The following is a 26141-nucleotide window of genomic DNA, read 5'->3' on the forward strand; positions in this document are numbered from 1 at the left end:
AGTATTTTAATTGGAACGTTCTGGCTCGGGCGGGATGATGGTGTTCGCTGTATAGATAACCGCCTTCAGCGGTTTTTTATTGATACTGTTGAGCATATTTTTATAGGTCAGCTCACCAATACGGAAAAAGTCGATGCTGACCAATGAGTGCACCAGCTGTTCCTGCCGCAGCTGGTGGTATTCGGGCAGTACCTTGCCAACTCCGATAATGATCAGTGGCTTCTTTTTTCTCAGGTTTTCCTGAAAAGGCAGCAGGATGTTCTGGTATGCCTGGGGATCAATCAGAGGCCAGCTGCCAACAGACAGAAATACATCGGGTTTAATTTCAGTCAGGCTGATACGTATTTCAGCTAATGCGCGTTTGTTGCTGTCGCCGCTGTCCCAAAGACAACGTTCCGGCTCATACCAGCCACCCTCACCACGCAACGGCTGAGCGTCGATCAATGCCGGATTGCCGCTCAGTTCGCGTCTTATACCCAGAACCCGCAAAGCGAGATTGGTATCGTGTTCCGCGGTCATTAAACATACAGAACCGCCATTGGGGTAAATTGCTTTTGCCTGACGGGCGAGATCGCGCCCGAACTGTTGGTTGTCGGTGCCGACATAACTCAGGCTCAGATTTTGTTCTCGCTCAGCGAATGGCGAATCAAAAGTCATGACCGGAATTATTGCCTGAGATACGGCCTGCGCAATAACATCCGATTTGGTCACCGAGATTGCCATGGCGCTATAGCGCCGGCTATTGATTGCACTTTCGATGGCTTTAGCCTGAAGACGGGCGCTGGTTTCCTGCTCCGGGCCGAGCAATACACAATGATCGCTATTTTTCTGTGCCGCAGCCTCACAGCCACGCCAGACCTCAATAAAGTTCTGATCGCTGGTGCTTTTGGCAATCAGGGCGAATTCCCGGCCATCAGCGATGACGCTGTGTGATAGCAAACAGATAAACAGCAGGCATATCTTCCGCGTCGACATTAACGCTCTCCATTAGCACTCCCGTGTATCTGATAGCGTATTCCGCTACGGATTACCAGTCCGAACATAGTTTGTTAATGCTAATAAAACCATGTTTTTAAAAGGGATAATGTGGCGTATATCGTTCATTACTGTAACCTGATTTTACTGTCTTACTTCTCAATAATGATAAAATGGCAGAGCTATATAGGAACGTTAAGGATCGTTTATGACGCACAACCAGCAGGTGAGTGCCAATATCACCTGCCTGAAGGAAAAAATTGAAGCTGCGACCAGCCAGCATGATCTGGTCGCTACGATCCGCTCGCTGGAACATCATCCGGGCCCTCTGGATTACAAAGATAAACCCTGGCAGGTGATCGGCTTGCTGTTTATGGGATTGGGCGGGCTGGCGCTATACAGTGTTTTCAGCCGGAGTCTGCCCTATGAGTTTGATTATTTTCTCAGTGTTGTTCTGTACTACAGCCAGTATTGGTTACCGGTAGCAATCGTTGTTTTCTGGCAGCTCTGGCGTGAGGAAAAAGGAAAAGCAGGCTTTTTATCCAGATACTTTAAAACGCCGGCGCAACGCATGGCCGCCGCCGGCGGAATAACTCTGGTTGTGGTGCTGATGCCGTTCTGGGGGCTGGTTTACTGGGAGGGATTGCAAATACTGACGCTGCTTGTTTCCGGTGGCGGCTTTGCCTCTTCTGAAGTAGGGTTGCCGTTACTGCTGCTGGTTACCGGTGGCATTGTCTGCTGGCGTCTGTATCAGCGTAAGCATTGGCGCAGGCCGCTGTCAGAACGGATCAGTCTGCTTGATATTCTGTTTAATAACGGCCTGAAGGCTTTGCCTTTCAACGGAAAAGAGAAAGCCAAAGAGCTGGGTCAGCAGTTTAAGGAATTTATCCGCGGCAATGATCTGCGCGAAATTCAGCACCTGTATCAGGGACATTATGAGGGCGAGCTGCATCGTTTTGATTACCGCCTCTACCGTTTTCATTATGTTGTCCGTCGTAGCGAAACTTACACCGACTCCAAGGGGAATACCCGTACCCGGGTAGTAAGAAACAGCTATTACCGTCATGGCCTGCTGTTGCATTTCCCGTTTTCCAGAGGGCTGAGTCTTAACGCTGGCAGCGGCATATCTTTCAGTGGCGAAAAGTACACGACGGCGTCAAATGAATTTAACCGGGTATTCAGCGTCCGGGCTGATCAGGAAATGGTCGCAGCTCGTTTCTTATCACCCGCTGTGATTGAAGCAATGCTAGCGATGGCAACTGAGTGCTCACGTCCTGTGCTGGAAATAAACTCCGCTGGTGATCTTTGTTTTGCCTTTAATAATGACGATATTCTGGAGCATAAGCGTACTTATAATCTGGAAAAACCGCTCGAGTTCGCCAACGAAATTGCCAGGCACGATGAGCTGGAAAAACTCGATGCCCTGTTGCTTCAGATACACAACCTGATGCGCCTGACTGACAACAACTTTCAACTTTAACCGGGCGTCCGGTACGCCTTGATGGAGGCTTTATGAGCGATTTTTATTTTTTATTGTTACCCGTGATTTTGCTGGTCGCTGTGGTTGTTATCTATAACGGCATTATTGGAAAGTTTAATGCCGTTGACCGTGCCTGGGCTTCGGTTCTGACGCAGGAGCGGCAGAAGAATAAAATTATTCCCCATGTAGAAAAGCTGGTTGAAGAGGACAAGCTGCATGAAAGCAGTGTTCTGGCGGATGTCACCCGTCTGCGTAACAGCATTGAAGAGCTTGGTAAGCAATCATCTGCCGCACCCGATACCGTCAGGCTGGCTGAGGCTGAAAGACATACGGCCAGTCTGTTGCAGGGGCTTAAAGTGGCTGTCGAGGCTTATCCGGAGCTGAAGGCTTCTGATCTGTATACGAAACTGATGGCAGAAATATCGGAGCAGCAGGAGCAGATTGGTGCCGCGCTGCGCATCTTTAACCGTAATGTTGAAGAGTTTAATAACGCGATTCAGATGTTCCCCGGCTCACTGGTGAACTCTTTACTGAACCACAAGCAGCCGGTACAGAGTTTTACCGATGCTGAGGCACAGGATGGTTTTGACTATAAGCCTAACCTCTGACCTATATTAAACATAAAAAAACCGGCTAATAGCCGGTTTTTTTATGAATCAGTCTCTGCTGCTGACAATCAGACTCGCCGGATCAAAAAAACCGACTCCACTTTCCACACTGCCGGGTTGCGGGCTGCTGAGAATATGATTCTTCATCTTTCCGATGATATGCATCTCACAGGGTTTACAGTCGAACTTCAGGGTTAATACCTCGTCACCGTTAACCAGCTGCATATCTTTGACCTTGGTAATTACCCCGGTAACGCCTTTGGCCTGTTTCGGGCAAAGGTTAAAAGAAAAACGCAGGCAATGTTTGGTGATCATGACCGGCACATCGCCCGTTTCCTGATGCGCTTCGTAGGCCGGTTCAATCAGTTCAACGCCAAAGCGTTTATAAAAGGCACGGGCTTTTTCGTTGTAAACGTTATCGAGGAAGGTCAGCTGGCTGTCCGGATACACCGGCGCAGGTTCACTGACGGCCTTACGCTGTCCGCGTGGGTGGGCGGTAATACGGGCGGCGGTCAGTGCATCAATGGCATCACGGCGCAGGGTTTTTAATTGCGAGCCGGGAATAAACCAGGCATCGCCGTTAACCTGAATCCGGTCGGCGTGATAAATGGTGTTACCCAGTTTGCCAAAGGTATCCTGCAGTTGCTGCTGTGCTTTCTCTGCGTTGTTGGCAGGCTCGAACGGACCTTTTAATGTCAGCGTTACACTGCTGCCTTCTTCTCTGCCATTTTCAATACTGGAAAGTGTCGCGCTCAGAGCATCCTGTGTGGCCTGAATATCCCAGTTAACCAGCACGCGGCGCTCGGCGGATTTTTTCAGCAGTGCCTGCTGCCAGTTATGATCCAGATTACGGTTCAGCTTTGCCGGTAAACGCAGTTTTTTTAATTCTTCCGGCATTTCGTTGGGTGCTACGCGGTATTGCCAGACGTGCTGCATTTCACCCTGATCATTCTCAAGGTCAAAATCCGCAATCGGGTAAACATTATTCACACGGAAACCGACCACTTCGCGTTTGACCAGCACGTTGAGGCCATCGCCGTTGGTGAGTTCGGTATCGGTCTGTACGGTTAGCTCGCTCTTGCCAACACCAATTAATTCACCGACCGGCAGGCCAACGAATTTAGGCGAATCGAAGGCGCCGATATCAATTTTACGCTCACTGACAAAATAATCGGTGCTGCCACGGTGGAAGGTTTTATCCGGGTTCGGAGCAAAGAAATGTTCGGTATAACCGCTGGAAGCACGCGCCAGATCCGGGCGATCATTAAGAATATCATCCAGCAGCTGACGGTAATGGGCAGTGATGTTTTTTACATAGCTGACGTCTTTGTAGCGTCCTTCAATTTTGAAGGAACGGACGCCGGCATCCACCAGATCGCGCAGATTGGCGGTCTGATTATTATCTTTCATCGACAACAGGTGCTTGTCGTAGGCAACCACGCCACCGTTTTCGTCTTTTAAGGTGTAGGGCAGGCGGCAGGCCTGTGAGCAGTCGCCACGGTTGGCACTGCGCCCGGTCTGGGCGTGGGAAATATTGCACTGACCGGAAAATGCCACGCACAGCGCACCGTGAATAAAAAACTCCACGGCGGCATCAACGCTGTCGGAAATTTCTTTAATCTGAGCGAGGTTAAGTTCCCGTGCCAGAACAATCTGCGAGAAGCCGGCCTGTGATAAAAACTGTGCTTTTTCCAGCCGGCGGATATCGCACTGAGTGGAAGCGTGCAGTTCAATCGGCGGAATATCCATTTCCAGCACGCCCATGTCCTGCACGATTAACGCATCGACACCGGCGTCGTACAGCTGGTGAATCAGCTGGCGCGCAGGTTCGACTTCGTCGTCGTGCAGAATGGTGTTCAGGGTGACGAATACTTTGGCGTGGAATAAACGCGCAAATTCCACCAGATTGGCAATATCAGCCACCGAGTTGCTGGCGTTATGGCGTGCGCCGAAGCCGGGGCCACCGATATACACCGCATCGGCACCGTGCAGAATCGCTTCTTTGGCAATGGCCGCATCGCGGGCGGGACTTAACAGTTCGAGCTGGTGTTTTTTCAGCATGGCAGTACCGGGAATTCACCAATTTTTCAGAGCCGGAAATAAAATTGCCGGAGCTTTGCCTGATAATGCAAAAGTCCGGCAATGGTGTGGCGGCAGCCTTATCGGCCGCGCCGATTACAGCAGGCTGTTTACTGCTTCAACAACGGCTTCGGTGGTAATACCGAATTCTTTAAACAGCAGCGGCGCCGGTGCAGATTCACCAAAGGTGTCCATACCGATGATCTTGCCGTTCAGGCCAACGAATTTGTACCAGTAATCTTTGTGCAGTGCTTCTACCGCAACGCGGGCAGACACAGACGCAGGCAGTACCGATTCGATGTACACAGCGCCCTGCTTGCAGAACACTTCAGCACACGGCATAGAGACAACGCGTACGTTCTTACCGGCCAGTTGTTCGGCGGCAGCGGTCGCCAGTTCCACTTCGGAACCGGTGGCGATGATGATGGCGTCCGGTGTACCGGCACAATCTTTAAGGATGTAACCACCGCGGGCAACGGCAGCAACCTGTTCGGCAGAACGTGGCTGATGCTGCAGGTTCTGACGGGAGAAGATCAGTGCGCTTGGGCCGTCTTTACGCTCAATCGCCGATTTCCAGGCGGTGGCTGCTTCGACGGTGTCGCATGGACGCCAGGTTTCCAGATTCGGAGTGTTACGCAGGTTAGCAACCTGTTCTACCGGCTGGTGCGTCGGGCCGTCTTCGCCCAGACCGATGGAGTCGTGGGTGTAAACGAAGATGGAGCGCTGCTTCATCAGCGCGGCCATACGCACGGCGTTACGGGCGTATTCCATAAACATCAGGAAGGTGGCGCCGTAAGGTACAAAACCTTTGTGCAGGGCGATACCGTTCATCATCGCGCTCATGGCGAATTCACGTACGCCGTAGAATACGTAGTTACCGGAGGCGTCGGTTTCGCTTACGCCCTGGCAACCTTTCCACAGGGTCAGGTTGGAACCGGCGAGGTCAGCAGAACCGCCGAGGAATTCAGGCAGCAGCGGGCCAAAGGCGTTCAGGGTGTTTTGTGAGGCTTTACGTGAAGCAACCACTTCACCTTTGGCCTGACATTCTTCGATATAAGCCTGCGCCTGAGCAGAGAAATCGGCAGGCAGATCACCGGCTACGCGGCGTTTGAATTCGGCAGCCAGTTCCGGGTAGGCGGCAGCGTAAGCGGCGAATTTTTCGTCCCAGCTTTGTTCCGCGGCCTGACCTTTCTCTTTCGCGCTCCAGCCGGCGTAGACGTTTTCCGGGATTTCGAAGGCGCCGTGTTTCCAGCCCAGACGCTCGCGGGTCAGGGCGATTTCGTCGTCACCCAGTGGGGCGCCGTGGCATTCTTCTTTGCCTTCTTTATTCGGTGAACCGAAACCAATGATGGTTTTGCAGCAGATCAGGGTTGGCTGCTCAGTGTTGGCGCGGGCGGTTTCGATGGCCTGTTTGATCTCTTCCGGATCGTGGCCGTTAACGCGTGGGATCACCTGCCAGCCGTAAGACTCAAAACGCTTAACGGTATCGTCGGTGAACCAGCCTTCCACTTCACCATCGATGGAAATACCGTTGTCATCATAGAACGCGATCAGCTTGCCCAGACCCAGAGTACCGGCCAGAGAGCAGGCTTCATGGGAGATACCTTCCATCATGCAGCCGTCACCCATGAAGACATAGGTGTGATGGTCAACCACATTGTGTTTGTCACGGTTGAACTGGGCGGCCAGTACTTTTTCAGCCAGCGCCATACCCACACCATTGGCAATACCCTGACCCAGTGGGCCGGTGGTGGTTTCAATGCCCGGTGCATAACCGTATTCCGGGTGGCCCGGAGTTTTGGAGTGCAGCTGACGGAAGTTCTTCAGATCGTCGATAGACAGATCGTAGCCGCTCAGGTGCAGCAGGGAGTAGATCAGCATGGAGCCGTGGCCGTTGGACAGGATAAAACGGTCGCGATCGGCCCACTCAGGGTTGTTCGGGTTGTGCTTGAGGTAGTCGTTCCACAGTACTTCGGCGATATCGGCCATGCCCATCGGGGCGCCCGGGTGACCGGATTTGGCTTTCTGTACGGCGTCCATGCTCAGTGCGCGGATGGCGTTCGCCAGTTCGGTACGAGATGTCATGTAACGACTCCTGAATCTGAATTCTGTATTGCTGCCGTTACTTAAGCGGATATGCGCCGCAACGGATTCAGCGGGTTAAAAAAGGGGCGCTATTGTCGCGCAGATCCCGGTGTTCAGCAATGGCGAAGGGGGCCGGAACGGCGGATTATGACAACTTCGTGGCGGGCTTTTCTGTCGTACCGGCCTCTGAGCCGCACTCAGGGGCTGGCAAGCGGCAGAACCAGTGCTCAGAAGCGGGGGTTAGCGGTGTAAACAGGGGTAGATTGCGGCTATATCCTGCAACTCTGCCGCCCGAATCTGGCTGAGTTGAACCCGGAAAATCCGGGGGAGTTCTGACACACTGTGCGCCTCACTACGGCGACCGCAGTAACCGCTGCGACAGCAACAGCCGCCGTCGCGCAGGCCAGAGTATTGAAAATAACACTTAAAATAGTACTTAAAATAACAACAGCCGGTGGTTGTAACCGCCAGCAGACTGCCGCAGCAGGCAGGCACAGGAGACTCAGATGAAAGACTTCAAAAATAAAGTAGCGGCGATTACCGGCGCAGGTTCGGGCATTGGTCGTGCGCTGGCCATTAATCTGGCGCAGCAGGGTTGTCATCTGGCGTTAAGCGATGTCAGTGCCAAAGGTCTGGAAGAAACTGCACAGATGCTGCAGGGCTATGGGGTGAAAGTAACCACCGATATTCTTGATGTGTCAGATCGTGAAGCCGTCTACGCCTGGGCCGATAAAACCGCCCGCGAGCACGGCAAAGTAAATATGATTTTCAATAACGCCGGTGTGGCGTTGTCGGGTACTGTGGGTGCTCTGAGTCTGGAAGATTACCAGTGGATTATGGACATTAACTTTAACGGCGTGCTGTATGGCACCAAAGCATTCCTGCCCCATCTGGAAGCGGCCGGCGAAGGCCATATTATTAACACCTCCAGTATCTTTGGTCTGGCGTCACAGCCATTAATGAGCGGCTATAACGCCAGTAAATTTGCGGTGCGCGGACTGACCGAATCCCTGCGCCAGGATCTGGAAATCTCCCGCTCTCCCGTCAGCTGCAGCTGTGTACACCCGGGTGGTATTAAAACCAATATCGCCAAATCTGCGCGTATGGATGCCAGCTGTGCACAGGTAACAGGTACATCTGAAGAAGAAGCGACCAAAGAATTTGAAAAGCTGTTTATCACCACGCCGGATAAAGCCGCCAAAACTATTCTCAATGGTGTGCGTAAAAACAGCCGCCGTATTCTGATTGGCCCGGATGCGCGTATGTTTGACCTGCTGGTGCGTATGCTGCCGGCCACTTATCAGTGGATTTTCACCAAGGCTGTACAGCTGCAGTCGAAAAAAGCCGCGCAACGGGCGAAAAACGCCTGATAACGGTGCGGTGCTCTGAGCATTAAGAAAAACGGGAGGCTTGCCTCCCGTTTTTATTGTTTCGCTCTTTTTATTGTTCCTTTTATTGTTCCGCTCTTTTTCTTCTTCCGCGCAGCGTAGCCGATCTCTCCTTCCTTTTTTCTCAGGCCCGTTCACAAAACCGCTCAGCCTTTCTTGTTGATGTCTGGCCCGTGCTGATAATATTCCTCTCACTTTCAGGAGTGAGCTTTACAGCAGGCCGCTTCATCTTCGCCATATGGCACGTTTAACAAGGAGGTTGTTAATGGAAACACCTGTACTTTATCCCGCTGGTCCGCAGCAGGTTCCGGCGGATCTGACCAGACCCCGCGGTTCCTATCAGCGTCAGGCCTGGCTGGCGATGGCTGGCCTGATGTTGTTTATGCTGGGGTATATCGCACTGGGTATTTGTTTTGCGGTGATCACCTTTAATGGTGTTGTGCATCTGCAGGACTGGGGTTTTGACCTGCTGCGGCTGACGATTACGGTCTGCGCCGGTTTGCTTACCTTATTTATCGGTAAATCACTGTTTGCAGTGCGTAAGTCCGGAGACCCGCAGGGGATCGAAATTACCGAAAAAGACCAGCCGCAATTATTTTCTTTTATTTATCGTCTGGCGGATGAAATCGGCGCTCCACGTCCGCACCGGGTATTTCTGACACCAGAGGTTAATGCCGCGGTTTTTTATGATCTGTCGTTACTGAACCTGATTTTCCCGTCGAAAAAGAATCTGATCATCGGCCTGGGGCTGGTGAATGTATTAACGCTGGGTGAATTAAAAGCAGTGCTGGCCCATGAGTTTGGCCATTTTGCCCAGCGTTCGATGCTGGTAGGGCGCTGGGTGTATATTGCACAGCAGATTATTGGCCATATGCTGGCCACCCGTGACTGGCTGGATAATCTGGTACGTGGGCTGGGTCGTACCGATCTGCGTATTGCCTGGCTGGGCTGGCTGTTGTCGCTGATTATCTGGTCGATCCGTGCTGTTGTCGACACCATGTTCCGTCTGGTGATTATGGCCGAGCGCGCACTCAGCCGCGAAATGGAATTTAACGCCGATCTGGTGGCTGTCTCCGTAACCGGCAGCGATGCCTTAATTAATGCTTTGCATAAATTGCAGGCTGCAGACCACGCCTGGCAGACGGCGCTGAATGTTGCTCAGACTGAGGCCGGTTCCGGTAAGCGCTTAAGCGATTTATTCAACGCCCAGAAAATTACCATGGAAGCCATGCGCAAAGTGCTCGACGATCCGCAGTATGGTGTACCTGCGCCCGTGGATCAGCCGGAAAACGCTGCCAGCCACCGGGTGTTTACCGAGTCGATGGCACGTCCGCCACAAATGTGGGCAACACACCCGGCTAACCGTGACCGCGAAGATAATGCCAAGGCACGCTACATTGCTGCAGAAATTGATCCGCGCAGCGCCTGGGAAATTTTTGCCGAGCCGGATGTTCTGCGTGCGCAAATCAGCAGCAGTTTTTATAACGCAGAAAAACAGGATGAGCTGGAAGCCGTGACGGAAGACGATGCGGTCATGAGGCACTTTTCGCACAGCTCGTTAGATCCGCAATATCGTGGCAATTACCTTAACCGCGATGTGATGCGTAATTTTTCTTCACTGGCTGAGTTGCTGGAAAGTGGCAGCATTCAGGCCACGGCAGTTCAGTCTCTGAGCAAGGTTTACCCACTGGAATTAAAAGAACAGCTGGCCGCGGCGCGCAGTCTGGAAAGTGAAATCAGCACATTAAAAGCCCTGCAGGATGGAGATCTGAAACCTTCCGGCGGCGTGATCCGCCATCGTGGAGAGGAAGTGCAGAAAGCCGATATTCCACAGGTTCTGGATCAGCTGTCACAGGAGCGTGCGGAACTGACGAAGGTGTTAAAGGAACACGATGCCAGTTGTCACCGCGCGCATCTGCAGGCCGCTGCCGAACTTGGCCGTGGCTGGGAATCTTATCTGCATGGCCTGCTCAGCCTGCTGCATTCCTGCGAGCATCTGGCGGCGGTGGTGCGTAATGAACAGGCGTTGTTGGGCAATACCTGGGCGGTGATTACTGCCGATGGTCAGATCGGCTTTTTTGAAAAACGCCGCATGCTCAATGTTGCCCGTGCGGTACAGGATTGTATGACCGAAGTGTCTGCCGCACTGTTTAATATGCAGCTGACCGATAAACTGGCCGAAGCACTGGGCGTGGAAAACTGGCAGGAACAGAATCCGCAACTGGGCTTACCCGATGTCGATAAAAAGAACTGGAACGAGTGGTGTCCGGCGGCTTATGAGCGCATGGGCGGCATTGCCGGTTTGCTGGAACATATGAGTGGTTTATTGCTGGAAGATGTCATTGTGACCGAGCGCTATCTGGCGCAGTCGGTGCAGCAACCGGAAGCGGTGGATAACACTCTGCAGGCTCCCAAAGCCGGTGGTCTGGCCGGTTATTATCCGGTGCTGTTGCCCGGTGCTGAACATCAGCTGCAGCGTAAACTGGATTTATGGAACCGCTTCCAGCTGGCCCATGGCGTGATGCCATCGCTGGCGCGTTTGCTGGTGGCCGGAGCCATTGTTGGCGGGACTATTTATGGTGGTCTGCTGACCGCGTGAGCGGGTTTGATTCTGGCCAGACATTCTCTGGCCAGAATAAATGATTAAACCGCTTCAGCGCACCAGTTCATACACGCACATATTCACTGCTGAGGCTAAATTCAGCGATTCAATAGCGCCACTGCCGTTAATGGTAAACGGCTGAGCCTGCATGGCTTCTAGCTGTTCACGCGGCACGCCGCGGGCTTCGTTGCCGAATACATAGCAATCAAACTCTTTAAAGCTGCTGTCGCTTAACGCCTTGCCCTGCATATCGAGACAGGCAATGCGGGTATAGCGTTCGGCCACTACTTCGAGCGCCACATACTGCTCCAGCGCGACGTGGAAAATAGCCCCCATACTGGAGCGCACAACTTTAGGATTGTAGGGGTCAACACTGTTGGCGCTGAGGAGACAACGGAAACCACCAAACCAGGCGAGGGTGCGCAAAATCGTCCCTAAATTGCCCGGGTCCTGAATTTCATATAAATAAACAGCGCGTTCGTTTTTGACCGGCTGCAGATTGCTTGCCTGAACCGGAGCAAAAGGCACGGCGGCAATAATGCCCTGCGGACTTTTGGTATCGGACATCTGGCTCATGGCTTTATGACCAACGACCGTGGTGCGCAGATTCAGGCTGATATGCTCCGCCACCCAGTCCTGATATTGCTCGGTAATAAACAGCTGCGACTGTGCCAGGTGTGGCTGGGTCGCCGCTGCTTTCTGCAGCTCCAGAATCAGGTGCTCACCTTCCACTAAAAAGTGGTGCAGTTCTTCACGGTATTTTCTGTGCTGCAGTTTTTTAACGTCATCAACTTTCATGGCTTCAGCCCTGTTTTCCGGCCTGGGCGATCATATCCAGTGCTACGGCTTCGGCGACTTTAATACCATCGACACCGGCGGATAAAATACCACCGGCGTAACCTGCACCTTCGCCGGCCGGATACAAGCCTCTGGTATTCACACTCTGCAGGGAATCGCGGTCGCGGGCGATACGGACCGGCGATGAGGTGCGGGTTTCGATACCGGTTAAAATCGCATCGTCGCGGTCAAAGCCACGGATCTGTTTGCCGAATTCCGGCAGAGCTTCGCGGATGGCTTCAATCACATAGGAAGGCAGTGACGGATACAGGCTGCCGAGTTTAACGCCGGGTTTGTATGACGGCTCAACTTCACCGAATTCGCTGGAATCTTTTCCGCGAATAAAATCACCAACCAGCTGGCCCGGTGCGCAATAATCGCTGCCACCAAGTTCGTAGGCTTTTTCTTCGAGTTTTTCCTGCAGTTCAACCCCGGCTAACGGACCGCCGGGGAAATCCTGCTCCGGATTAATACCGACCACAATACCGGAGTTAGCATTGCGCTCGTTACGGGAATACTGGCTCATACCATTGGTAACCACACGGCCTGGCTCGGACGTGGCAGCAACCACGGTACCGCCGGGGCACATGCAGAACGAATACACCGCACGGCCATTTTTCGCGTGATAGACCAGCTTATAATCGGCGGCACCCAGCTCCGGGTGACCGGCGTATTTACCTAAGCGGGCATGGTCGATTAACGATTGCGGATGCTCAATACGGAAGCCTACAGCAAAAGGTTTGGCTTCGACGTAGACGCCTTTTTTATGCAGCATACGGAAGGTATCGCGCGAGCTGTGACCCAGCGCCAGCACAACATGATGGCTGTGAATTACTTCGCCATCGGCCAGTACAACGCCTTCGGTCTGGCCATCTTCATTGCGCAGAATCTCTGTGACCTTGCTTTCAAAGCGCACTTCGCCACCGAGCTTTTTAATTTCTTCGCGCATGGTCGATACCACCCCGGTTAAACGGAAGGTACCGATATGCGGCTTGCTGACGTACATGATTTCTTCCGGCGCACCGGCACGGACAAACTCGTGCATGACTTTGCGGCCGTAAAATTTCGGATCTTTGATCTGGCTGTAGAGTTTGCCGTCGGAAAACAGACCGGCACCGCCTTCACCAAACTGCACGTTGGATTCCGGCGTCAGTGTTTTCTTACGCCACAGTGCCCAGGTGTCTTTGGTGCGCTGACGTACTTCTTTACCGCGTTCCAGCACGATCGGCTTAAAGCCCATCTGCGCCAGTGTTAACGCGGCAAACAGACCACAGGGACCGAAACCAATAATTACCGGGCGCTCGCTCAGACCTTCCGGGGCATGGCCGACGGGGTAGTAGTTGGTATCCGGCGCCGGGCGGATATGCACGTCTTTTTCAAAGCGCGCCAGCAGCTGGTCTTCGTTGCGTGCTTCCAGATCAATGATGTAAACAAATTTGATCTCGGTGTTTTTCTTCCGCGCATCGTAGCTGCGTTTAAACACCGTGAAGTTCAGCAGGTCGGCATCCTGAATGTTCAGACGCTCAAGAATGGCCGCGCGCAGCGCTTCCTGCGGGTGATCGAGGGGCAGGGCAAGTTCGGTAATACGGATCATAAGACTTCCTGGCCGGTGACTCCGGCAGAGGTTGGGAAACGGGGGTAAACAGAACGCTATTCTAACCGATGAACGGGGGTTGGCCTATTGCTATAGGCGAGAAGGCTCTTTTGGGCGCCGAGAGAGGCCCGTGTTGCTCTTTGCTGGCCGGAGTTCCAGCCGTTACCTGGGCGTCTCAGCGAATACAGGGAACCGTGTGGCCGCAAGCGAAAGTAAGGTGTACCTGAGACTGTTGGCTTTCCGACGGACTTTGCTGTTGCCCATTCCTTCATAGATAATATTGAGTATTGCGCTGATTGACCTTTATAAAGCGGACAGAAATTGGTCTTGCCCAGGCAGGCGCTAAGGTGGGGGCGGTTGGTTCTAGGGGGGGGCTGTCAGTACTTTTAATAATGGTAGGATTTGATCTGAAATTTCGAGGTGGCCACGATGACTAACTGTATGGAATTGAGTGATATAAAGTTTCGAGGCTTATTGAGTAGCGTTGTTTCAGTTGTTGATAACGATAAATTTATATCAAGAAATATCTATCATTATTGTAATAAGTGTTATCTTGTTCTTGGTGGCGCAACCTCTGATGGTGATTACTTTATTCGTTCGTATTTGTGGACATCTTCTGATAGTGCTGCTATGCGTGCTATCCATCAGGACTGTAGTGATTGCTATCCTGGATTTATTGGTGATTTGGATAGCATTTTTCCGGGTGTTGTTTCATCAACTTATACAGGTTTGATTGATTATTTTAAAAGAAATTTAAATGAACATGTTCTGGAGTCTGCATCCTATCGTGTAGATGATGGAATATTTATTCATAAGAAAATTGAGACTAAAAAGTACGTATTATTTTTTCTGAGCCTGATATGGTGGAGGCCGATCATCCGTACGCTATGTTGTTTAAACTTCGTAAGTGAATTGCTGTTCTGTTTCTCTTTAATCGCTAACCTGATTATGGCCATAAATAAAGGCGCGACGTACGCAGCGGGAAGCGCAGTGATAGTAAGGTGTGGCTTCTACTGCGATTTGTTGCTTGCGGGGTTTGGGTATGACGGAACTCCGTCCGAAAGGTGAAATTACAAGACAGTTGATGCTCAAATATTGAGCAATCAGAAGAATGTGTTAGGGTGGGTGTCCTATTAATGCTCAGGGTGCTCCTATAAATATGCAGCTACTACCAAAAGATATACATTATGCGGCTAAACATATTGGTGAAGCCAGCTTGAGTGAAAGGACGTTAGATATGAGTATAAATAATATTAAGGTTTTTCAAGATTCAGGTAAGGTTGATGTTCGGTTGGTTGAGCGTTTTGAAAGGCAATTTGGTGTAGTATTTCCGGAGCAATATAAGAAATTTATATGTGAACATAATGCAGCTTACCTCGACAATGAGTATTTTAACTTTTTTTCGCCAGAGCAGGGTGTTATAGATACAACTAGTATTTGGTTTTTGGGATTTGGCTCTGCTGAAGGGTTGGTGATTGAAAGTGAGGATATAATTAATAATCAGAATTATGATGTTTACGGATATGATAATTTAATTACCTTTGGGCGGAATGGAGGTGGCGATTATATCTGCTTCGATTATAAGGGGAGTGAGAAGCAGGGGCAGCCGAAGGTTATCTTTATGCGGCACGACGATTATGATGACACAAATAAAATGAGAACTTTTGAGGTGTCAGACAACTTTGATAATTTTTGTAATCTATTATATGAATGGGAAGACGAATAGATAGGAACTAATAGGTGTCCCGTCCACACTGTCCAGATACCAGGCTTTCCTGATTTTAAACTAATGGAAAAACTAATAGGACACCCGTCTTGGGGATTAATAAGATGAAACGGCTACCGCCTGGCAATCAATTAAAATAATGAACTATTTAAAGCTACCCGATTAACTAAATCAGAGGGTTTTAGTGTTTTTATGAATGTCAGAAATAAGAAAATTCAGGTCGTATCTGGTTTTTAGGAGAGTAGTGTTTTTATTAACAAAGCATTATTGTATGCGGTTTAGTCCGGGTGTCTTTTAGATGTTGGTAATTTTCTGCTGATCAGAAAACAATGTTTTAAAGAGAATTGTGCAAAAGTCTAGCGGGATATAACATTGAAGTTGTTGGGTTGTTATAAGGATATATGGTGAATACAATAGGTTATTTGGGTGGAAGTTTGCTGGTTAAACTAGGTTCTGCTGAATATGTCCAATCATTTTTTGAATGTGTAGAAGAGTTGGATTTTGATGAGCCTGTTCGCTCTAAAATAGGGGATAGGTTATATAGAAAGTACTTGAAATTAGATGATCTTGAATGTGCGTGTGAAGCAATGGGTTTGGTAAAAAATGTATTTGAAAGAACTAAGCTGTCAGAGGTTTTAAATTCTTCATATGTGTCTGAGCTTAAGGCTGAAGGGCGAGGTGATGAAATACTATATTCAATATATGCTAATTTTTTTTCTGGTTTTGAGGATGTTGTTGAGTCTTCGAGGTACTTTTATGAGGATTGGGGTCAATATAAGAGGGTTTTTATAGGGAGGGTTTTTATAGGGAGGGTTGATGTGCCTCACTATGATATGTATAAACGGATTCCTGATTCTGTTTTGGAACAAGTTTCTGATAAGCCTGTATGGCTTAGGGCTGTGGTTGGAGATGATGTTCCTGAATTTAATTAGTTCAGGCATGATCTGACGCTCATGGTTGAAAGGTGAAGGTTTCCCGTCTTAATAATTGTGCAATGGGGTGTAGGGGTTAATAATAATCCCATTTTAAGAGGGCTGCTAATGTCAGGAAATGAATACTAATTTGATAATCGTCCAAGTACCGCCTTGTCGCATTTCCTTGATATTATTTAGCGGGCTGAGAAAATGCTAAGGTTGAATTATTTTGATTGTAAATAGTGGCTGTCAGTTGCCGTTGTATGCTTTTAATAATGGTAGGGACTATTCTCAAGTATCGAGGTGATCATGATGACTAATAATATGAATTTAAGGATGACGATTTTCGCTAATTACTGAGCTCGATCGTTATTTTGGTTAATGAAATAAAGTTGATATTAGGAGATATTTACCATCCTTACGAAGGGTGTTATCTTGTTCTTGGGGTGTTAATTAAGATTATTTTATTTAATCGGTTTTTTTGGGGGGAGTTATACAGAAGGCTCATTCTATGCATGCTGTCAATAATAATGGCAATATTTGTTGTTCTGAAGTTATTAATGGTTTAGATGATGTTGTTTCAGGTGTAACTTCATCTGCATGTGCTGGATTTATTGATCATTTTAAAGCTGGTTTAAAAGAGTGTGTTCCGAAATCTGCATTATGCAATATTAATTTATAAGAAAATCGAGAGTGAGAGTATAGATTCTTCTTTTTCTTAACTTGACGCTGTGGGAGACGATTGTTCGTATGCTGTTCTGATTTTGGTAAGTAAGGAAAACCAGTGGAACACCCATTGTGGGAAATGTAATGACAAATATAGCATCCTCTTTAAAATAGTAAGTAAGGCATTTATTCTAAAATATCCCACTCGGTAATGAATCTCGCCTGAAATGGAAACGACAGTTGCAATCGGTATCGATAGTGCTTCTTATTAAGACGGTGTTCTGATTTTTGAGGCGGTCGAGTGAATATTAGGCAAGCAGAACACGTTGACGTTGAGTCGATGTTGAAGATGACTTTCAGGTTTCCTTAGCCTTTGAGGCTATGCAGGCTTTGAATTGACGTTATCTTGATCTGTATCCTGCGGGACGTAAATGGATTGTGACGCAGCCCGCTTTTCGGTAAAAACTGCGCGAATGATGATTAAAAAAACCGTATTATCCGCGCTCCCATACACCTTAAAAAGGACTTGTTTGTTTATGAATATTAAAGCGGCTTTTCTGGCGGTTGCTGCCTTGTTTCTTGCCGGTTGCGCTTCGACCTTCCAGTACAGTGCAGGCTCTGAGGAATATCGTAATAAACCGCTGGTGATTTCAGCGGTTAAGGTTGAGGTACGACTGGATTCGGCCAAGCAACCAAAGGGCTATCTGACAGAAACTGAAATTGCCGAAACCGTACGTGCCGACATGATTCGTCTGCTGCAGGAAAATAACGCGATTACTTACATCGAAAATGCGGCAGATGGTCTGAGCACAACGGTTAAACTGAACTACTTCCGTAAGTTCAGCTACGGCGACGCAATTGCTAAACCGGAATTCAGCGGCAGTATCTATGTCGATCATGGCTCCAAACGTCTGGGTTCCCGCTCTTTTGCCAAGGCTACAACGAAATTTGGCGGCTTTACCGATGCCCTGGTAAATGCTGAAGTTGGTGTCGGTAAGTGGGATCATGAAGATGAGCCGCGCGATCTGGAAGTGATTGCCAGTGTTCTGGTGAGCGATCTGGAAGGCTTCTGATCCGTTCCTTCCCCGGACCTGTTAATTCCCAATAAACAGGCCCTCATTAAATGCCGTTTGTATCAGCATTTATCTGTTTGCCAACCGGTACCTGTCAGGGCATCGGCTGGTGACTTACCCACTCCAGCACAAACTGAGTAAACGCCTTAAGCCGTGCCGGCATTACATCGCGGTCGCGGTAATAGAGGTAGACCGGTCGTTGCTGCCCCTGCCAATCGGGTAATACCGCCTGTAAACCTTCGGCCGATGTGTTGCTGGCCAGATAGTAGGTTGGAATCAGGGCGATGCCGAGTCCGGCTTTGGCGGCGTTGGCGGCAACATCAATATCGTTAACGCGCAGGCGTGATTGCGGTGCCAGACGAAAATACTCCTGGTTGCGTTTGTTCTGCAGCAACCATTCATTGATCGGGTAGGCAGCCAACAGCGGATGCTGATGCAGTTGTTGCGGATGGCTGACCGGTTCCGCGTTTGCCAGGTACTGTGCGGATGCGCAGAGCGTCATACGGGTAGACCATACCGGTCGGGCAATCCAGCTGCTGTCGCGTGGCTCTCCGACCCTGAAAGCTGCATCAATATGTTGTTCGATCAGGTTTTCATATTGATTGGACAGAACCAGATCGAGCTGAATCCCCGGATACTGCTGCATAAAGGCAAAGAAGCACTGGCCAAGCCAGCTTTGCGTCATGCTGACCGGCGCGGTGATACGCAGGCGCCCACACAGACGGGTGTGCTGATCGTCCAGCTGATTACGGATCTCGCGCAGCTCGGCCAGCAGTGGTGTGCAACGCTGGTAATAGTGTTCGCCCAGCTCGGTCAGCGAAAAATAATGCGCACTGCGTTCCAGTAACCGGCCTCCCAGTGTTTGCTCTAACCCTTTCAGGCGACGGCTCAGGGTTGCCTGTGGAATGCCGGTGGCCGTGGCAGCAGCAGCGATACCGCCATGCTGTACCACCTGCTGAAATAACCAGAGATCATCCAGAGAGAATCTTGATTTCATTTATGGAATTTAAGTTGCCAGATGTCGCTATTTATTAACATATATGAAATCAATAGGCTAACCCCTGTATCGGCGATCCATACCGGGTCGCAGTTTTTATCCGGAGTCTTGTTGTGAATTCAAATGCCAGCATCTGGTTACTGATTGTTTTCAGCACCCTGTTCTGGGGCAGTAATTTTAATGCTGCTCATGAAATAGCCGGCGTTGTGCCGCCCCTGACGGCCGCCGCCGAACGCTTCTTTATTGCACTGGTTATTTTCTGGTTGTTTCGCTGGTGGTCGGGGAAGGCAGAATCGCAGTTACAGTGGCGTGATACGCTGGTACTTGCGCCGCTCGGTATTCTTGGTGTGTTCGGTTTTAACTATGCGTTTTTTATCGCCCTGCACAGCACAACACCGCTTAACGCCGCGCTGATTATGGCGTTGTCGCCGCTGGTGTCTGTGCTGTTATCTGTGGTGCTGCTGAATGCCCGCATGAAAGCGGTGCAGATAGCCGGAATGATATTGGCTTTTATCGGCGTCAGTCTGGTTATTACCGGTGGTGATTTCAGCCAGCTGAATGTTGCCAGTGGTGATTTATGGATGTTGCTGGCCTGTCTGGTCTGGAGTCTGTACAGCGTGGGCTCGAAAAAATACGCACCGCATATTCCACCGCTGCAATTTGCCCGCTGGACGGTCAGTACTGGTGCCGTGGCGTTGATTTTACTGGCGCTGGTGGTTGAACAGCCGCAGCTGACGATTCCGCAGCTGACGCTGAAATCACACGGCATTTTGTTCTACATGGGGCTTTGCGGTTCGGTGCTGGCCTATGTGTTCTGGCTGAAAGGCGTACAGCAGTTAGGGCCGGATAAATCAGCCATTGCCTTTAACCTTGTGCCGGTTTTTACCTTGCTGGTCAGTCTGATGCTGGGCGTTATGCCTAATGCGTTACAGGTTGGGGGGTTGGTGCTGGTGTTGTTTGCGGTACTGGTGTTTAACGGTAAGGTGACTTTACCTGCTGCTCTTAAACCGTCGGCAGGCCGGGTGGGGTAACGGCGAGGTCTGCAGCGAAAAGTGCAAAGGATCAGAGGTCAGATAAAAAAGCGCCGCAGCGGTTATTTCCCGATGCGGTGCTTTTCTTTGTGCAGATGCTTAAACTGCGGTGTATTGTGCTGTTCCGTCTGTTAGGCAAACTGGTGGCTGATCAGTGATCCCGCAACCAGTAACATCACAATACCAATCACGCTGTCGAATATCCGCCACTGTTGCGGCGAGCTCAGATGAGTCCGCAGTTTTTTTGCTCCCAGCACCAGCGTAGAAAACCACAGGAAGGAGGCGAAGGATGCGCCGAGTGCAAACAGCAGAGGTAATTCCTGACGTGCGCCTACGCTGCCGATTAATACGACAGTATCCAGATATACATGCGGATTAATCAGCGAAATCAGCATCGCCTGACCGGCGCTGCGCCAGGCACTTTCTGTGCTTGCTGCTCCGGCGGCGACTAAGGCTCCGCCCTGATTTCCCCATGCCCGGATAAAAGCCTGCAGGGCCAGCCACAGCAAAAGGCCGACGGCAAACCAGGTAAATAATGGTACCAGTGCCGGTATCAGATCCTGCACGTAATGCATAAAAAATACACCGGTAAAAATCAGTAACGTATCCAGACTGATACAGACAGCTGCGACCGCGCGCGGGTTTTCATTGCGCAGGCATTTATTCAGTACCCAGGCATTCTGAGCGCCGATGGCAACAATTAAGCCCATGGTCACGGCAAAACCGGTAAGCATTGAAGTCAGGTAGATGGGCAGGTTTTCCACGATGGTTTCCCGAAAGCTTTTATAAAGTGATGGCGCGCACAATAAGCTTTTGCTTATTATCATTCAAAGTAATAAATCTTATGAGATATAAGGTGTTCTTATGATGGATTATCGTGCTCTGGAAGCTTTGGTGGCCGTACTTGAATGCCGTGGTTTTGAGCGCGCAGCACAGCGGTTGAACGTCAGCCAGTCGGCGGTGAGCCAGCGTATCCGCCAGCTGGAATTTCGTCTGGGGCAGCCGGTATTGTTGCGCACCTCGCCACCAAGGCTGACCGATCTTGGCCAGCGCCTGACCAATCATCTGCAGCAGGTGCAGCAGCTGGAGCAGGGATTGTTGCTGCCGCAGGAAAGCGCAGAATCGGTAAAAATCCGACTTGCGGTGAATGCCGATACGCTGGATACCTGGCTGGCACCAGCATTATTGCGCTGCGATGATTATGTGCAGATGGATTTTGATTTTGTTGTTGAGGATCAGGATGTCGGTCTTAAACGTATGCGTAACGGCGAGGTGATGGCCTGCATTTGTGCCACGGCGGCCCCGGTGAATGGCGGCCTGAGTCAACCCCTGGGGGTGATGCGTTATCGTGCACTGGCGAGTCCTGAGTTTATCCGCCGCCATCAGCTGAAGCGCAGCCAGAAAGCGATTGCACAGCTGCCCTGTCTGATTTTCAGCGGTGACGACCGTTTGCAGCATCGTTTCTTACAAAGCGTTTCGCCCGAGCATGCTGAACCACAGCGCACGCATCAATGTCCATCATCCGGTGGTTTCGTGCGCATGGCGCTGGCCGGAATAGGCTACGGTATGATTCCGCAGGTACAGGTGGCGGAGCATATTAAGTCGGGCGAATTACGTGATGTGGTGCCGGGCTATCATCTGGATGTGCCTTTGTACTGGCATTACTGGCAGACCGAAAGTTCGCTGTTAAAAAATCTGCGCACGGCGGTTGTAGCGGAGGCGAAAAAGATTTTGCTGCCGCTTAAACATTAAGGTTAAGCCAGCTCAACTGCCGGCTTCGGTTAAAATTAAGCGTGATATTTCATATTGTGTGCGGGTAACAACAGCTTTTGGCGCAATGGAGAATCTTTGTTACCCGCGCTGATTTATGCCGGCTCCGGCATTTGCTCGATGGTTTTCTGCAGCTCATCAATTGCGGCGAGCAATTCTTTTGAGGTGGCGCTCAGCTGATCCATGACCGGGCGTGCCTTATCGATGCAGCGCTGGCGATGGCGGGCATCACTGCCAAAGAGCCAGCTGAACGTACCCGACTTTTTCTCCAGCATAATGTCGAAAATTTCCCGGTAAAGCTGATGCAGCCGTTCATGCAAAGGATCAATCTGTTGATAGCCCGGAATGTGTCTCAGCGCCTGCATCTGCCCGAAGTACCATTGCCCGAACTGGCAATCAGTGTGATTCATGGGGGCTTTCTCGCTGATATTATCGAGATGGTTGGGCGCAGACAGAATTGATTGTGCATGAGCCTGCCAGCGGAGGTGGCCGGTACGCGCCTGGCGCAGTTGCTGGAGCGTTTCATTTTTGTTCATTGTGTTCTCCTGATCGGAGGATCGTCTTACCGCTATTGTCGACTGTCGTCAAATCCGAATCTGCGACTGTCATATTATCAGAATCGTTAAGAATATTTCTGTCGCAGCTGTTGTGCTTTATTGCAATACGTTGCAATTCTGATCTTAAAAAGGTGTGAAAGGCATTATATGGAACCCGGGCGCAGAGGGTTGCGTAAGCGCTGTGATAATCCACCAGTTTAGCCTGCCCTTTAAATACAAAACGCCCGATGAAGCTCACCGGGCGTTAAGAAATAAATACAATCTCAATCAGAAACTGACCGGCTGTATTATTTCGGAACGTAACGTTTGGTGTTGACTTCCAGTTCGGCTGATTCAACATCGCTGCGCTTTTTCAGCTGCTCAAGAGCCGTCAGCAGCTCGGTTGAGTCATCAAAGCTGAGCAGAATGAATTCGCTGCCAAAACGGGTTTCGCTGGCGCCCTGAATATTCAGGGTTTCAGCGGAGGTTTTAACCATAATAGCGCCGGTAATTTTTCCGGTAGTGCGCTTGTTTTCTGCCTGCATTAACTGGCCTTTGTATAAGCCGGTTTTCTGCCCGCTGCTCATTGTGCCCACAGAAGAAACCAGTGGAGAAAAGCGTTTACCGGCACTTTCAACCACAATGCTGGTGTCAGCCTGCAGATTGCTGTTGTCCTGAGTCTGGGCCGTGCTGGTTTTTTCTGTCAGCGGCGCAGGGGTTTTGCTCATGGCCAGAAACTGGGTTTTTACTTCCGCCTGTGCGGTGCAGGTAAATACCAGTGTGGCGAATACTGCGTTTTTAATTATGTTCATCATCATATATTCCTTAAATCAGTGTCCGTAAATACGCAGGGATACGCTGTTCAGGGTACCGGTGGTGCTGTTATTCGGTGAATTGTAATACACCCAGTCGTTTTCGTTGGTCCGGTGAACATAGAATCTGAAAGTACCGTTATTGGTGTCGGTAACTTTGATTGTCCAGGTGCCCTGCGAGCTTTCACCGTAGAAAGCATTGGACAGCAGTACGGTATCGTTAAAGTCTGCTGCTGTGCTGTCATCCTGATCCATCACCAGCAGGCTTCGCGGTTGCAGAACCATGGACTTAGTGCCGGCCGGAGAGGTCAACTCAATCGCCAGGTCAGCGTCACGGCCATGGGTCACGCTGATTTTAATCTGCACGGCTTCAACGGTAAGATCATCGCCGATACTGATGGTCTTACTGGCACCGGTATTGCCCTCAGGGATAGTAACAGCGCTGGTATCGGCCGGAGCGATAAAGGCCGTTTCGCTGACGGCAGGCAGTGCAACGTAAGCTGGATCTTTGGCCAGAGCAACGGCTGCTGTTGCATCGACCATGCCGAAGCCATACCAGTTATGGAAGTGGTAGCCAGCAGCGTTAGTCAGCCAGCCTGGTTCGGCAATAAAGGTGTCAGCACCGTTGGTGATTTCAATCGGGGTGAACCCCTCGTCAATTTTCTTCGCTGTTTTCGCCATAATATGACGGACATCACGCCAGCTCAGGCTGTCGTTCGCTTCCATAATCAATGCTGCTACACCGGAGGCAACGGGTGCTGCTGATGATGTGCCGTTGAAGGTGGAGGTGTAATTACAGTTATCATTCTGGCTGGTATTGCCGTTAAAACCGTTCTCGCCGGTTTTTGCATAACCACGGTTACAGCCTGTCAGGTCGGTGGTGATCATTGCCGGAGAGCTGCTGCCGTATTCACCGCCGGGTGAAGAAACCCAGACTGAGGCGCCAACACTTGAATAAGATGACAGAGGATCGGCAGCGTTAGCATTAACTGCGGAGATCACGGTCTGATAAAAGCTGGAAGACTCAGGCTCGGCCCCTGCGATATTGGCGCTCAGGCGAGGTTTCGTATTATTGAAAACATACTCAGACGCAATGGCATCAATTGCTATGCCTGAAATGGTCATATCAGTACTGATATCGGTAAAAGAATTGCCTGCCGACTTCAGCATAACAATCCCTTTGCCTGCATTATTTGTGCTTTGAACGGTTTTCAGATGAGATTCGGCTGCGTTATTCCAGGCATCAAAGAATGTCTGAGGTCCGGCAATGTTAGCACCATAGCTCTGGTTGATAATCTGTACATCGCTGGTCTGATCGCCACCATGATTCTTTTGCCACTCGCTGAATAATTGCGTTTCCAGCCAGTTAAAGCCCAGCAGGCTGGCGTTGGGAGCAACACCACGTCCACCGATATCATTGAAGCCTTTAGCGGCAATTAAACCGGCTACAGAGGTACCGTGGTCGCCACCATTATCGGTGGGGGTCGGATCGGTATCGCCATTAACGTAATCGTAAGAACGGCCGGGCAGAACATTAGCGCTCAGATCTTCGTGGCCAATTTCCAGGCCGGAATCCACAACGGCAACTTTAACGCCGTTACCTGTCGCGCCATCGATATGCAAAGTACCGATATTAATATCGTGACCTGTCGTTCCGCTACTGGCAGAAAATGCATTTTGCCCGGTGTTTTTCAGGTGCCATTGCTGAGTGAGCAGAGGGTCGGTTTGGGTAGCAAAACTCAGAGTGGTTTGTGCACTCAGGGTACCGTCGCTTACTTCGACCTGAATATCTACCTGTGTGCTACTGGTCGTGAGGTTCTGGTAACTGAAGGTACCGTCATTATTCAGGTTAAAAGTGACGGTTCCAGGCAGTGTTTGGCCAGATACCTGAGAAAAGGTCAGGTTATCGCCATCAATATCGGAAGCGTTAATGGTTCCATTCAGCGTCTGGGCGTCATAGCTGGTAAAACTCGCCGCTGGGATAGTAGGCACATCGTTTACAGCATTAATTGTAAAATTAATATTCGCTGTGGTGTTTACCGTACCATCGCTGACCTGAATGGTCAGGGTATCGTTGCAATTAAAATCCGCTGTTGGTGTATAGGTCAGGTTGCCTGCGGTGGTTATAACTGCGGCACCGTGCTGAGGTGTTGTGATAAGGCTGAACGTCAGCTCGTCACCATCGACATCGGTTGCAGCGATTTGCGCAGACAACGGTTGATCTTCGGTTGTGCTGAGGTTTTGCGTTTGGCCACTGCTGAATGCTGGGGTGTCATTAACCGCAATAATATCGACGTTAATAATAGCCGTCGTATTGATCAGGCCATCACTGACCTGAACGGTCAGGGTATCGTCGCCATTAAAATCCGCTGTTGGTGTATAGGTCAGGTTGCCTGCGGTGGTTATAACTGCGGCACCGTGCTGAGGAGCAGTGATAAGACTGAACGACAGCTCGTCACCATCGACATCGGTTGCAGCGATTTGCGCAGACAACGGTTGATCTTCGTTTGTGCTGAGGTTTTGCGTTTGGCCACTGCTGAATGCTGGGGTGTCATTAACTGCAATAATATCGACATTAATAGTAGCCGTCGTATTGATCAGTCCATCACTGATCTGAATGGTCAGGGTATCGTCGCCATTAAAATCCGCTGTTGGTGTATAGGTCAGGCTACCCGTGGTGGTTATAACCGCGGCACCGTGCTGAGGTGTTGTGATAAGGCTGAACGACAGCTCGTCACCATCGACATCGGTTGCAGCGATTTGCGCAGACAACGGTTGATCTTCGGTTGTACTGAGGTTTTGTGTTTGGCCATTTGTGAATACTGGGCCAGCGTCATTAATCGCAATAATATCAACGTTAATAGTAGCCGTCGTATTAACCAGGCCATCGCTGACCTGAATGGTCAGGGTATCGTTGCCATTAAAATCCGCTGTTGGTGTATAGGTCAGGTTGCCTGCGGTGGTTATA

21 protein-coding genes are annotated in these 26141 nt (G+C 50.3%); 11 read left to right on the plus strand and 10 right to left on the minus strand.

Features of this window, described 5'->3' with window-relative positions; all coding sequences use genetic code 11:
* Window positions 1-6: 6 nt before the first annotated feature.
* Window positions 7-975 carry a substrate-binding domain-containing protein gene (locus HUF18_RS16500; RefSeq protein WP_225692971.1) on the minus strand — a complete coding sequence of 323 codons (969 nt, stop codon included), beginning with the start codon at window positions 973-975 and terminating at the stop codon, window positions 7-9.
* A gap of 208 nt (window positions 976-1183) precedes the next feature.
* Here HUF18_RS16500 and HUF18_RS16505 point away from each other — a divergent pair, with 208 nt between their 5' ends.
* Window positions 1184-2455 carry a DUF3137 domain-containing protein gene (locus HUF18_RS16505; RefSeq protein ID WP_225692972.1) on the plus strand — a complete coding sequence of 424 codons (1272 nt, stop codon included), beginning with the start codon at window positions 1184-1186 and terminating at the stop codon, window positions 2453-2455.
* 32 nt (window positions 2456-2487) lie between these two features.
* Window positions 2488-3063, plus strand: coding sequence for a LemA family protein (locus tag HUF18_RS16510; RefSeq protein ID WP_225692973.1), 576 nt, complete (start codon window positions 2488-2490; stop codon window positions 3061-3063).
* Between the two features lie 48 nt (window positions 3064-3111).
* Here HUF18_RS16510 and HUF18_RS16515 read toward each other — a convergent pair whose 3' ends face one another.
* Both HUF18_RS16515 and tkt read right to left on the minus strand, forming a co-directional pair.
* Entirely contained in the window at window positions 3112-5124 is a 2013-nt protein-coding gene (locus tag HUF18_RS16515; RefSeq protein WP_225692974.1) for a peptidase U32 family protein, read from the minus strand.
* Window positions 5125-5238: 114 nt separating this feature from the next.
* Window positions 5239-7227 carry a transketolase gene (gene tkt / locus HUF18_RS16520; RefSeq protein ID WP_225692975.1) on the minus strand — a complete coding sequence of 663 codons (1989 nt, stop codon included), beginning with the start codon at window positions 7225-7227 and terminating at the stop codon, window positions 5239-5241.
* A gap of 506 nt (window positions 7228-7733) precedes the next feature.
* On the opposite strand from tkt, the gene HUF18_RS16525 reads away from it, so the two are divergent.
* Window positions 7734-8597, plus strand: a complete 864-nt coding sequence (locus HUF18_RS16525) for an SDR family NAD(P)-dependent oxidoreductase (protein ID WP_145466513.1) — start codon at window positions 7734-7736, stop codon at window positions 8595-8597.
* Between the two features lie 283 nt (window positions 8598-8880).
* Window positions 8881-11214, plus strand: a complete 2334-nt coding sequence (locus tag HUF18_RS16530) for a M48 family metallopeptidase (protein WP_225692976.1) — start codon at window positions 8881-8883, stop codon at window positions 11212-11214.
* 54 nt (window positions 11215-11268) lie between these two features.
* On the opposite strand, the gene HUF18_RS16535 is transcribed toward HUF18_RS16530, so the two are convergent.
* Both HUF18_RS16535 and HUF18_RS16540 read right to left on the minus strand, forming a co-directional pair.
* Window positions 11269-12015 (minus strand): TrmH family RNA methyltransferase, encoded by a 747-nt coding sequence (locus tag HUF18_RS16535; protein WP_225692977.1) that lies wholly within the window; start codon window positions 12013-12015, stop codon window positions 11269-11271.
* A gap of 4 nt (window positions 12016-12019) precedes the next feature.
* A complete protein-coding gene (locus HUF18_RS16540; protein WP_225692978.1) occupies window positions 12020-13648 on the minus strand; it encodes an NAD(P)/FAD-dependent oxidoreductase in 1629 nt (542 codons plus the stop codon).
* Between the two features lie 429 nt (window positions 13649-14077).
* Here HUF18_RS16540 and HUF18_RS19875 point away from each other — a divergent pair, with 429 nt between their 5' ends.
* The 5 genes from HUF18_RS19875 to HUF18_RS16565 all read left to right on the plus strand — a co-directional run bounded on the left by HUF18_RS19875 (window position 14078) and on the right by HUF18_RS16565 (window position 18027).
* The gene (locus tag HUF18_RS19875; protein ID WP_255606164.1) at window positions 14078-14716 is read left to right on the plus strand and encodes a hypothetical protein; all 639 of its coding nucleotides are present in this window, start codon (window positions 14078-14080) and stop codon (window positions 14714-14716) included.
* A 91-nt stretch (window positions 14717-14807) separates the two neighbouring features.
* Window positions 14808-15374 (plus strand): SMI1/KNR4 family protein, encoded by a 567-nt coding sequence (locus tag HUF18_RS16550; protein ID WP_225692979.1) that lies wholly within the window; start codon window positions 14808-14810, stop codon window positions 15372-15374.
* Window positions 15375-15778: 404 nt separating this feature from the next.
* Window positions 15779-16306 carry a hypothetical protein gene (locus HUF18_RS16555; protein WP_225692980.1) on the plus strand — a complete coding sequence of 176 codons (528 nt, stop codon included), beginning with the start codon at window positions 15779-15781 and terminating at the stop codon, window positions 16304-16306.
* Window positions 16307-16799: 493 nt separating this feature from the next.
* Complete coding sequence (locus tag HUF18_RS16560) at window positions 16800-16970, plus strand: hypothetical protein (RefSeq protein WP_225692981.1); 171 nt, start codon at window positions 16800-16802, stop codon at window positions 16968-16970.
* Between the two features lie 520 nt (window positions 16971-17490).
* Complete coding sequence (locus HUF18_RS16565; protein ID WP_225692982.1) at window positions 17491-18027, plus strand: hypothetical protein; 537 nt, start codon at window positions 17491-17493, stop codon at window positions 18025-18027.
* Between the two features lie 94 nt (window positions 18028-18121).
* Here the strand turns inward: HUF18_RS16565 and HUF18_RS16570 are convergent, their stop codons facing one another.
* Complete coding sequence (locus HUF18_RS16570; protein WP_145466508.1) at window positions 18122-19024, minus strand: LysR family transcriptional regulator; 903 nt, start codon at window positions 19022-19024, stop codon at window positions 18122-18124.
* A 113-nt stretch (window positions 19025-19137) separates the two neighbouring features.
* Here HUF18_RS16570 and HUF18_RS16575 point away from each other — a divergent pair, with 113 nt between their 5' ends.
* On the plus strand, window positions 19138-20055 hold the full coding sequence (locus HUF18_RS16575) for a DMT family transporter (RefSeq protein WP_225692983.1): 918 nt from the start codon (window positions 19138-19140) through the stop codon (window positions 20053-20055).
* A gap of 131 nt (window positions 20056-20186) precedes the next feature.
* Here the strand turns inward: HUF18_RS16575 and HUF18_RS16580 are convergent, their stop codons facing one another.
* Window positions 20187-20819: a LysE/ArgO family amino acid transporter gene (locus tag HUF18_RS16580; RefSeq protein WP_225692984.1), complete on the minus strand. Its 633-nt coding sequence runs from the start codon at window positions 20817-20819 to the stop codon at window positions 20187-20189.
* A gap of 100 nt (window positions 20820-20919) precedes the next feature.
* Between HUF18_RS16580 and HUF18_RS16585 the strand changes: the two genes are divergently transcribed.
* Window positions 20920-21807: a LysR family transcriptional regulator ArgP gene (locus tag HUF18_RS16585; protein ID WP_274704271.1), complete on the plus strand. Its 888-nt coding sequence runs from the start codon at window positions 20920-20922 to the stop codon at window positions 21805-21807.
* A 113-nt stretch (window positions 21808-21920) separates the two neighbouring features.
* On the opposite strand, the gene HUF18_RS16590 is transcribed toward HUF18_RS16585, so the two are convergent.
* From HUF18_RS16590 to HUF18_RS16600, 3 genes are all read right to left on the minus strand, one after another.
* Entirely contained in the window at window positions 21921-22361 is a 441-nt protein-coding gene (locus HUF18_RS16590) for a CZB domain-containing protein (RefSeq protein WP_225692985.1), read from the minus strand.
* Window positions 22362-22669: 308 nt separating this feature from the next.
* Window positions 22670-23176 (minus strand): hypothetical protein, encoded by a 507-nt coding sequence (locus HUF18_RS16595; RefSeq protein ID WP_225692986.1) that lies wholly within the window; start codon window positions 23174-23176, stop codon window positions 22670-22672.
* A gap of 15 nt (window positions 23177-23191) precedes the next feature.
* The coding region (locus HUF18_RS16600; protein WP_225692987.1) for a tandem-95 repeat protein at window positions 23192-26141 on the minus strand (2950 nt) is incomplete at its 5' end.

The organism is Thalassolituus sp. ST750PaO-4 (genome assembly GCF_020320405.1).
GTDB lineage: Bacteria > Pseudomonadota > Gammaproteobacteria > Pseudomonadales > Oceanobacteraceae > Venatoribacter > Venatoribacter alkanivorans.

Excerpts from the sequence above, each read along its gene's own strand:
- HUF18_RS16500 (WP_225692971.1), bottom strand. The coding sequence starts at position 975 with ATGTCGACGCGGAAGATATGCCTGCTGTTTATCTGTTTGCTATCACAC.
- HUF18_RS16505 (WP_225692972.1), top strand. The coding sequence starts at position 1,184 with ATGACGCACAACCAGCAGGTGAGTGCCAATATCACCTGCCTGAAGGAA.
- HUF18_RS16510 (WP_225692973.1), top strand. The coding sequence starts at position 2,488 with ATGAGCGATTTTTATTTTTTATTGTTACCCGTGATTTTGCTGGTCGCT.
- HUF18_RS16515 (WP_225692974.1), bottom strand. The coding sequence starts at position 5,124 with ATGCTGAAAAAACACCAGCTCGAACTGTTAAGTCCCGCCCGCGATGCG.
- tkt (WP_225692975.1), bottom strand. The coding sequence starts at position 7,227 with ATGACATCTCGTACCGAACTGGCGAACGCCATCCGCGCACTGAGCATG.
- HUF18_RS16525 (WP_145466513.1), top strand. The coding sequence starts at position 7,734 with ATGAAAGACTTCAAAAATAAAGTAGCGGCGATTACCGGCGCAGGTTCG.
- HUF18_RS16530 (WP_225692976.1), top strand. The coding sequence starts at position 8,881 with ATGGAAACACCTGTACTTTATCCCGCTGGTCCGCAGCAGGTTCCGGCG.
- HUF18_RS16535 (WP_225692977.1), bottom strand. The coding sequence starts at position 12,015 with ATGAAAGTTGATGACGTTAAAAAACTGCAGCACAGAAAATACCGTGAA.
- HUF18_RS16540 (WP_225692978.1), bottom strand. The coding sequence starts at position 13,648 with ATGATCCGTATTACCGAACTTGCCCTGCCCCTCGATCACCCGCAGGAA.
- HUF18_RS19875 (WP_255606164.1), top strand. The coding sequence starts at position 14,078 with ATGACTAACTGTATGGAATTGAGTGATATAAAGTTTCGAGGCTTATTG.
- HUF18_RS16550 (WP_225692979.1), top strand. The coding sequence starts at position 14,808 with ATGCAGCTACTACCAAAAGATATACATTATGCGGCTAAACATATTGGT.
- HUF18_RS16560 (WP_225692981.1), top strand. The coding sequence starts at position 16,800 with ATGCATGCTGTCAATAATAATGGCAATATTTGTTGTTCTGAAGTTATT.
- HUF18_RS16565 (WP_225692982.1), top strand. The coding sequence starts at position 17,491 with ATGAATATTAAAGCGGCTTTTCTGGCGGTTGCTGCCTTGTTTCTTGCC.
- HUF18_RS16570 (WP_145466508.1), bottom strand. The coding sequence starts at position 19,024 with ATGAAATCAAGATTCTCTCTGGATGATCTCTGGTTATTTCAGCAGGTG.
- HUF18_RS16585 (WP_274704271.1), top strand. The coding sequence starts at position 20,920 with ATGATGGATTATCGTGCTCTGGAAGCTTTGGTGGCCGTACTTGAATGC.
- HUF18_RS16590 (WP_225692985.1), bottom strand. The coding sequence starts at position 22,361 with ATGAACAAAAATGAAACGCTCCAGCAACTGCGCCAGGCGCGTACCGGC.
- HUF18_RS16595 (WP_225692986.1), bottom strand. The coding sequence starts at position 23,176 with ATGATGAACATAATTAAAAACGCAGTATTCGCCACACTGGTATTTACC.